This window comes from Ectothiorhodospira lacustris, assembly GCF_022227785.1.
In the GTDB taxonomy this organism is placed as follows: domain Bacteria; phylum Pseudomonadota; class Gammaproteobacteria; order Ectothiorhodospirales; family Ectothiorhodospiraceae; genus Ectothiorhodospira; species Ectothiorhodospira lacustris.
Genome location: NZ_JAJNQM010000109.1, coordinates 1 through 8,255, shown reverse-complemented (window position 1 = coordinate 8,255; position 8,255 = coordinate 1). Strand labels below are relative to the sequence as shown.

Sequence of the window (8,255 nt, the reverse complement as noted above, 5' to 3'; positions counted from 1 at the left end):
AACCATGGGTCAAAGTTTACGCCACATGGTGCGCTTCGCGCACCCGCAATTCCTCCCGCGATTGAAATCGCGGGTTTCCTTGCGGAGATTCTATGAACACCGCCACCCAAGATACAGTGCCTGAAAACTGCGAGCTCACCCATCTGGCCAGGGCCAGCGCCACCGAGCTTAGCCAGTTGCTCCGTGAGCGGCCCGAGAGCGACCGGGCGCATATCAAGCTGGATGGAGCAGATCTGGTGCTGCCCCGTCAGGCGCTGGTGCTGCTGCGCGACCTGCTGACCGAGATGGCCCAGGGCAATGCCGTGACCATCCTGCCTACCCATACCGAGGTGACGACCCAGGAAGCCGCCAACATGCTGAATGTCTCGCGGCCGCATCTGGTCAAGCTGCTCGAAGAGGGCACGATTCCCTTCACCCGAGTGGGCACGCACCGGCGGATTCGCCTGCAGGATCTGTTGGCCTACAAGCGCCAGCAGGAGGAGGCCTCCGAGGCTGCTCTACAGGAGCTGGCCGATCAGGCTCAGGACCTGGACATGGGCTACTGATGCGCTTCGTAGTCGTCTACGACGCCTGCGTGCTCTATCCCGCGCCCCTGCGGGACCTGTTGATGCGCCTGGCCATCTCGGGACTCTATGCCGCGCGCTGGACCGAGCAGATCCACGACGAGTGGACGCGCAACCTGCTCAAGAAGCGTCCCGAACTGGCGGACGCGCTACCGCGAACCGTCGGACTCATGAATCAAGCGGTGCCAGATGCCCTGGTCACCGGACACGAGCCGCTGATCCCGGCGCTTCAGCTACCCGATCCTGACGACCGTCATGTGCTGGCCGCAGCCATTCGTGCCGGGGCGCAGCTAATTATCACCTTCAATCTGAAGGACTTCCCTACCGACACCCTGGCCAGCTTCGGGGTCGAGGCTGTCCATCCCGATACCTTCCTGGAACAGCAGTTCGAGCTGAACGAGGGGCTGGTGCTCAGGACCGTCCATCGCCACCGCACCAGCCTGCGCAAGCCTCCGAAAAGTGCCAAGGAGTATCTCGATACTCTGGCAGCCTGTGGCCTGGTCGTCACCGCCGACCGATTGCAGGACTTCATCGAGCTACTTTAGCTTGTTCGGAAAGCTGCTTGGGCGAACTTGCACAACGACTTCTTGCCCATGGCCTTTTCGATGATCTCCAGCAGGCGGCGCTTGCGCTGCTGATAGAAGGCGTCGAAGTCATCGTCACGCAGCGTCGCGGCGGGGATGCGGTGGCCCTCAAGGATCGCGTTCATCGCCTCATCCTCGAGTTGGACCTGCTGATGATCCTGCAGACGCACTCCAGCTGGCGGGTGGAGAGGTCGATATCCACGTCGCGGCTGAAGTTCTTGTGGGCCTGGCGATGCTCGTCCACCGCGATCACCGCATCCTCCAGGCGATCCGCCCCCTCCAGGGCAGTGCGGATATCGAAATAATAATGGCGCTTGATGGGCTTGCCCTTGGCGGTCCGGTTATCTACCGGGGTGTCCAGGCCCACCGCCTGGGTCAGGCTGGTGAGGCGCTGCTGGCCATCGAGGATCAGCTAACTCGGGTCCTTGGTGACGCCGGGCGGGTCTCGAAACGCACCTCGCCGCCGGTCTCCATCAGCATCACCGCGCCCACGGGGAAGGAGCGGGCGATGCTGACCAGCAGGCTTTGCACATGGTCATCGTCCCACACCCACCCGCGCTGGAAATCGGGGAGTTGGATCTTGCCGGTGGTGATGTCCTTGAGCAGTTCCGGGAGAGAACGCTTGGTGCTGTCGAAGGTGGTCATGGAGGGTTCCCTGAACGATGTGGTCCTGATGTTACGGATGCCCCGATCTATGCCGGGGTGGGGGTCTGGGCCTGGTCGAGCAGCGAGGTGACGCGGACGTGGCCGGTGAGGAGGTCGTTCATGAGGCCTGACTTTTGGATGATTAGCTTGTCCAGGAGAGCTTTCTCAGACTCAATTTTTGAGGCCATTGCCTGTAGCTCTTTCACTATGAGTTCTTGTTCAGTGTTGGATGGTAGTGAAACCTGAAAAGCTTTCAATTGGGTTGAGTTTATTGAAGCCAAGTTGGTGCTCTGCTTCGATGATCGAATGAAGTAACGTTTCCCTATGGCTGACGATGAGAAGGCAGTGAGGAAGTGGGGGTTCAGTACGCTTTGGGTGGTACGAACACGGAACACATGATTTTGATGGATACAAAGACCTATCTGGCCTTGCCACAGTGCCCCCCTACCAAGCTTGTCGAAATCGCCTCCTTCATTCATAAGAACATCACCTGGCAGGAGTCGATACTTTTCAAGATCTACAGAACTCACCCTAATTAGCTTTACCTCGGAAAGATCGAGGTAGCCGTCCTGAACATTTGCCACCCGTAGGTAAGGCACCAGTGGCCATGCACTGCTTCCTGATTTGCCGCCGAGCGTAACCCCGCTAACAATTTCTGACAGATCACCCAGTGAGCCAACGCCCCAACCCTTCGGAATCAACCCCAGCGGCGAATCCTTGTAAAGCTCCGGCGCCTGCTCGGGGCTGGGGCGGAGCTGGCCGTTCTCGTCGATGCCGCGGGTCAGCAGGTCGTGGAGCAGGCCCTCCTTGACCTTCTCCAGCTTGGCGATCAGTGCCTCGGTTTTCTGGATTTGGGTGTCGAGGGTGTCGAGGATGCGGGTAATGGTGCCCTGCTCTTTTTCAGGGGCAATATGGGCTTTTATTGCCAAAAAATCAGATGAGCGTATTCCTTTTACTGTCGAGCCAACTGAAAGGCTTTCAGCTTTTCCCCGCAGGCTTGCAATCACGCGAAGAAGATACCGGGGGTCGACACCTTTTTTAGGATACAGAGCCCGAATATCTTGATTGATTGCTGTGGGTGTTGGACTAACGGCACACCTTCCAACAGCCATTCTGGTACAGACCATAGGAGTACCAGGAGGAACGAGACTGCTGGTACTAGACCGCAGCCCCAAACTGGTAATTGTTTCCTCAGTAGCCAGCAATTCCAGCTGATCATCCTTGAAGTCCTTGACGGACGCCCAAGGTATATCGCCATACCAGAAGCTCGGTTCATTTCGGGGTGGAGTGCCTCCCCCCTGCTGTTTTTCAACGAGTACACCGAGAGGCAATACCTCAAACATACCCCAACCCCTCCAAATACCCCCGCAACTCCCTCGCAGCCGCATCCCGCTCCGCCTCAATCTCCCCCAACGTCACCCGGTACTTGTCCCACCAAGTTTCAAAAGCGGCGATCACCTGCTGGCGCTGCTGGCGAATATAGCGCTCCAAAATGCCCGTGAGGTCGTTGTGCAAAATGGTGCCCACCAGCTCGGCGGCAGCCAGTTCGTCCAGGGCGTCCACGGCGGCGTTCAGGTGTGCCTCGAAGCTGGCCACCTTGGCCTTGTGCTGCTTCCTGACCTGGGTGCGCTCGCTCTTCCAGGCCTTGATCTGCTCCGGCGTCGGGGCGTCGTCGTCCTCACTGCCGTCGGATTCCACCTCGTCGCCGTCATCACCGTCAGGCCTGGCCTCGGCGGCCTTGATGCGGGCATCTAGTTCCGCCTTGCGGGCAGCCAGCTCTTCCAGTTCGGCCACATAGCCCTCCATCAGGAAGTGGACCAGACGGTGGTCGAGGGGATTGGCCTTGCTCTGCTCGTCTTCCAAAAGGCTCACGATGGCAGTGCGCCAGGCGTCCACCACGCCCAGGCAGCCGCGGGCCTGCAGGGTGCGGAACTCGTTCTTGTTGTCGAACCAGAAGCCGGCAATGATGCCGCGCACCGCGAAACGGTCCAGCATGGCGGTGGGCTCCAGCGCCGCCGAGAAGCTGCCCAGCAGCTCGTCGCGCAGTTGGGTGAGGCGGCCACCGTTGCCGGAAAGGCCGGTAATGCTCCCGCCATGCTCGGCCCACCAGGCCTCGAAGGCGGCCATCACGCTGGCTTCTTTGGCGGTGAGGCCGGCGTCTGCCTCGATGGCGGGTTTGAGGTCTCGCTTTTCGGTCAGGGGCTCGGCGAAATCCACGTAGTCAGGGTCATCCGCCCTGGGCGTAAACAGCCCCATGGGGTCGAGGCCCTGGGCATCAAACAGCGGGCGCCTGGCGGCGATCTCGGCCACCGGGATGCCGCCCTTGAGGTGGGCGCGCACATCCTGAGGCTCCGGCGGCGGGGTGTTGTCGGCGTAGCGGCGGATGTTGAGGTTGTAGTCGTTGTCGCGCAGCTCCGCGAGCGGCACCACCCGGGCGAAGCCGGGCACGTCCTCAAAGGCGTCGTAGGTGCTGGCGATCTTCTCGATGTGCTCCGGCAGCAGGTGATTCTGGGCGCGGCCCTCGTGGTATTCCCGGTCGGCGTTGATGAAGAGTACCTGCCCCCGTCGCTCATCGGGCTTGGCCCCCTTGGCCCGCAGCACCAGGATGCTGGCGGGGATGCCGGTGCCGTAAAAAAGATTGGGCGCCAGGCCGATCACCGCCTCCACCAGATCATCCTCCAGCAGACCGGCGCGGATGCGCTTCTCGTCACCGCCCCGGAACAGCACGCCGTGGGGCATGACGGTGGCCAGGCGGCCATCGGACTTGAGGCAGGCCACCATGTGCTGCAGGAACATCAGGTCGGCCTTCTTGGCCCCCTCCGGCACGCTGCCGTAGTGGAAGCGCTCCGGGAAGTGCCGGCTCGGCGTGTAACCGATGGAGAAAGGCGGGTTGGTGAGGATGCGGTCGAAGCGCTTGAGCTCGCCGCCATCCACGTGCTTCGGGTCGGTGAGGGTGTCGTCGTTGCGCAGGTCGGCGCTATTCACGCCGTGCAGCAGCATGTTCATCTTGGCAATGGCCCATACCGAGCCGGAGGCCTCCTGGCCAAACAGGTTGAGCCGACGCGGATTGCCGCCCTGCTCCTCCAGGTACTCCTTGGCATGGATCAGCATACCGCCGGACCCCATGCACGGGTCATACACGCTGTGGCCCTCCTGCGGGTCCATCAGCCGCACCATCATGCGCACCACCGGGCGCGGGGTGTAGAACTCGCCGCCCTTCTTGCCGGCGGAGTCGGCAAAATCGCGGATCAGGTATTCGTAGGCGGCGCCGAGCAGGTCGGGGAACTCGAAGTCCTCGTTGCGCAGGCGGTATTCGCTGAAGTGAACGATCAGGTCTCGGAGTTTCTTGTCCGGCAGGGTGGTGGAGCCCACCTTGCGGGTGAAGTCGATGTGCTCCAGCACCCCGGCCAGGCTGGGGTTGTGCTCCTCCAGGCCGGCCAGCGCCTTGTTGAGCGCGCTGCCCACGCCCTGATGGGCCTCGTTCAGCAAGTGCGACCAGCGGGACTGGGGCGGCACGTAGAAGGTGGCGCGGTACCAGTCGGGGGCCTCCATCTGCTGAAGGATATCGGCCTCGCCTGCTCCCGCTTGCCTGAGCTGGTCACGCACCTCCTCCCGGCGCTGCTCGAAGACATCCGAGCAGCGTTTCAGGAAGAGCATGCCGAAGATGTACTCCTTGAACTCGGAGGCATCCATGCGCCCGCGCAGGATGTCGGCGGCCTTGAACAGGTGCCGTTCCAGCTGGTTGAGGGTGAGGATCATGGGCTGCGGTTCCGTTTACGATGAGCCGGCCGCACCAGGGCGGCCGTGGCGGCCGGGTAGCGTAGCTCATCAAATCGGGGAACAGAAGGCCACAAGGACTTGGTGGAGCCCGGGGGGGTTCAGGGGGTGCCCAGGTCCGCCAGCAACGGGTCGTAGACAGCCGCGTTGTCGGCGAGGAGCAGGCACCGGCCGGCGAAAGGACGCTTTATATTGCCTATACCCTCCAGCCATGCTACGAATGAGCCTGCCACCACGGTTTCGCTCCTTAGCTCTGGACCAAAAACCAGCCTGAGAGGATGGCCAGAATGCACCCCAAGAACCTTGGTACGAGAACCAGCCCTTCTTGGCGTCGGATTCATAAATACCGACTGGGGCACTCCACGATCCTTGCACTCTGCTGCATGGCCATCGGCACCGCCGCTTCGGCCCAATCCATACAATCCATAACCTTTGCCAACGACATCCTCAAACCCGGCGAGACCGCTGGTTCCACCGTGACGCTGAGTCAACCTGCTCCCACCAACACGTCCGTGGAGTTCACAACGCGCCCCCTCTCGGCACAGAACAGCATCGTGACCGTGCCGTTGAATCGGGTCGTCACCGCAGGCAATGCGTCCCGGTCGTTTCGGGTTCTGGTCCCTCAAAACTCACCCGGTGGCTGCGTGAAAGTGGCAGGGACGCTGCCTGCCAGCCCGCAACAAGGTGCCCACGTCAGTCACCAGGAAATCATCGTCGATCCCGCGCCGGCGTCGAGTGCAGTCATACTCGGTTCGTTGCGCCCAGCAGGCGCCACGCAGATTCCAAGCTCGGGCACCAGCGACTCGATGAGCAACGCTCGTCGTTTCATGGCGTACTATGTTTCGCCGATCGAAATCAGCGGCACCATCGAACTGGCTCAAACCTACCCCCACCCGGTGCGGATCTCGTTTACCAGCACACCGGCTCGTACGTGGACCTCTGCAAATCAAATCGTCATTGCACCGGGGGGTACCCGGGCGCGCTTCACGATCCGAACGAACTTTCAGGCCGGCGCCGACGAGATGGATCAATGGCCTGGGGTATGTACGACGCTGCAGGTGAACGCCACCGTCACGCCTGAGCTCACTAAGCCTCCGTCCCCACAGCCTGCGGGCTCGGGACCGACCCTCCAGCCTTACGGCTTACCGCCGGCACGGGCGACGGTTACACTCACCTGGCTCGGAATCGATGGCTAAAGCGGCACGCTATTGCTCACGTCATCGCATTCGGTGCAGACGTGCGCGCCGTGGTCGAGGCTGAACAGGTCGAACGCGTCGACACGTTCCATGACCTCGGACAAGGCCTGAGCCCAGAGGAAGTCCAAGCCTGGACTGCAGCCCTTGGGCCAGGACTTCGTTGCCGCCGCCAGGCCCTTCGTCGCCAGCATGTTCGTCGACGCCACTGACACCGGCCTGCGCGACTGGGTCATCGCCGACCTCTGGCCGACCAACATAGAAGCAAACTGCGAACACGTGCCGACCTTCGAAGCATTCATCCTGCCCGGCACGGACCACTTCGTGCACATGGACGTCCTCAAGCAGATGAAGGCCGATGGCGAAATCGCTCACGTGGGCATCACCACCTCGCACGGCCGCCGATCTGCGCCAAAGATCGGATAGCCACTATACTGGGTGGTAAGAGATCGACATTGACTCCAAAGACGAGGCGTTTTCGACCCATGCCTTTCGGTATCTACGAAAAACTCCCCGCTCCGGTGAGGCACTGGCTCAGCATCCTGGCTGCTGCAAGCCGGATTTTGCTGGCGAGCCAGGCCTTCATTTATGCCGCAGCGCTGGCGTTCTTCACCGTTTTCTCCATCGCGCCGATCCTGTTAGTGATTGTCACTCTGGTCGGGCTGGTGATTGGCCAGAGTGCTGTCCGGGGTGAACTCTTTGGGCAGCTCGAGGGGACTTTAGGTCCGGAAGCGGCAGGCATGGTGCAGGAAGCAGTGATCAATTCGCAGATCGATCAGAGTGGCATCTGGCCGGCGTTGATTGGGATCATCGCCACCGTAGTCGGTGCCACCACGGTTTTCGCCCAACTGCAGCTGTCCCTGAATCAGATCTGGGAGGTCGCGCCGCGACCCTCCAGGAGCGGCGTGTGGATCTTCGTCAAGAGCCGGGTGCTGTCGCTGACCATCATCCTGGCCATCGGGTTCACCCTCTTGGTCTCGCTCATATTATCAGTGGCTTTGCGTGGCGTGATGGCGTTCGCGGACGAATGGCTACCGGTTCCTGGTTGGGCGATGGTGGGCATGGAGATATTCCTGTCGTTGCTCGTGGTCACGTTCCTGTTCGCGGCAATTTTCAAGATCCTGCCAGACGTGGTGCTGTCTTGGCGAGACGTCCTGCTCGGCGCGTTAATCACTGCAGTGCTGTTCACGGTAGGCCGTTCCCTGATCTCCGTCTACCTGGCCTATACTGCGACAGCATCGACCTATGGTGCCGCCGGCTCTCTGGCGCTGCTCCTTCTCTGGGTAAACTATTCCTCCATGATCCTCCTGTTCGGGGCTGCGTTTACGCGCGCGCATTTCGAAGCCAGAGGCAAGCCCGTCTTGCCCAAGAGCACGGCGGTTTGTGTGCGCCGAGAATTGATCGAAGAAGTGCAGAAAATCTGAGGTTGAAGCCGTAACCAGGTTCCAGCTTGCCGCGCCGTTCAGGGCGGGGAAGGATAGCGCGGACGGCGT

General features: G+C 61.3%; 11 protein-coding genes. 5 read left to right on the top strand and 6 right to left on the bottom strand.

The genetic code is table 11. The features are described from left to right. The first annotated feature begins 92 nt into the window (after positions 1-92). A complete protein-coding gene (locus LQ952_RS14720) occupies positions 93-545 on the top strand; it encodes a helix-turn-helix domain-containing protein (RefSeq protein ID WP_238623380.1) in 453 nt (150 codons plus the stop codon). Then, positions 545-1,108 (top strand): PIN domain-containing protein, encoded by a 564-nt coding sequence (locus LQ952_RS14715; RefSeq protein ID WP_238623379.1) that lies wholly within the window; start codon positions 545-547, stop codon positions 1,106-1,108. The genes LQ952_RS14720 and LQ952_RS14715 overlap by 1 nt, the downstream gene beginning before the upstream one ends. On the opposite strand, the gene LQ952_RS14710 is transcribed toward LQ952_RS14715, so the two are convergent. From LQ952_RS14710 to LQ952_RS15955, 6 genes are all read right to left on the bottom strand, one after another. Continuing rightward, positions 1,105-1,272, bottom strand: a complete 168-nt coding sequence (locus LQ952_RS14710; protein WP_238623378.1) for a hypothetical protein — start codon at positions 1,270-1,272, stop codon at positions 1,105-1,107. The genes LQ952_RS14715 and LQ952_RS14710 overlap by 4 nt on opposite strands. Further along, complete coding sequence (locus LQ952_RS14705) at positions 1,269-1,514, bottom strand: hypothetical protein (protein ID WP_238623377.1); 246 nt, start codon at positions 1,512-1,514, stop codon at positions 1,269-1,271. Before LQ952_RS14705 ends, LQ952_RS14710 begins: the two co-directional genes overlap by 4 nt. Before the next feature lie 41 nt (positions 1,515-1,555). Then, complete coding sequence (locus LQ952_RS14700) at positions 1,556-1,792, bottom strand: GmrSD restriction endonuclease domain-containing protein (RefSeq protein WP_238623376.1); 237 nt, start codon at positions 1,790-1,792, stop codon at positions 1,556-1,558. A 47-nt stretch (positions 1,793-1,839) separates the two neighbouring features. Then, positions 1,840-3,135 (bottom strand): restriction endonuclease subunit S, encoded by a 1,296-nt coding sequence (locus tag LQ952_RS14695; protein ID WP_238623375.1) that lies wholly within the window; start codon positions 3,133-3,135, stop codon positions 1,840-1,842. Beyond that, on the bottom strand, positions 3,128-5,551 hold the full coding sequence (locus LQ952_RS14690) for a type I restriction-modification system subunit M (protein ID WP_238623374.1): 2,424 nt from the start codon (positions 5,549-5,551) through the stop codon (positions 3,128-3,130). Before LQ952_RS14690 ends, LQ952_RS14695 begins: the two co-directional genes overlap by 8 nt. A gap of 119 nt (positions 5,552-5,670) precedes the next feature. Continuing rightward, a complete protein-coding gene (locus tag LQ952_RS15955; protein WP_274522037.1) occupies positions 5,671-5,802 on the bottom strand; it encodes a hypothetical protein in 132 nt (43 codons plus the stop codon). Positions 5,803-5,952: 150 nt separating this feature from the next. On the opposite strand from LQ952_RS15955, the gene LQ952_RS14685 reads away from it, so the two are divergent. The 3 genes from LQ952_RS14685 (at position 5,953) to LQ952_RS14675 (ending at position 8,186) form a co-directional block, all read left to right on the top strand. Next, positions 5,953-6,765 (top strand): hypothetical protein, encoded by an 813-nt coding sequence (locus LQ952_RS14685; protein ID WP_238623373.1) that lies wholly within the window; start codon positions 5,953-5,955, stop codon positions 6,763-6,765. 144 nt (positions 6,766-6,909) lie between these two features. After that, positions 6,910-7,188 (top strand): hypothetical protein, encoded by a 279-nt coding sequence (locus LQ952_RS14680; RefSeq protein WP_238623372.1) that lies wholly within the window; start codon positions 6,910-6,912, stop codon positions 7,186-7,188. A gap of 59 nt (positions 7,189-7,247) precedes the next feature. Further along, positions 7,248-8,186: a YihY/virulence factor BrkB family protein gene (locus LQ952_RS14675; protein WP_238623371.1), complete on the top strand. Its 939-nt coding sequence runs from the start codon at positions 7,248-7,250 to the stop codon at positions 8,184-8,186. Positions 8,187-8,255 lie beyond the last annotated feature (69 nt).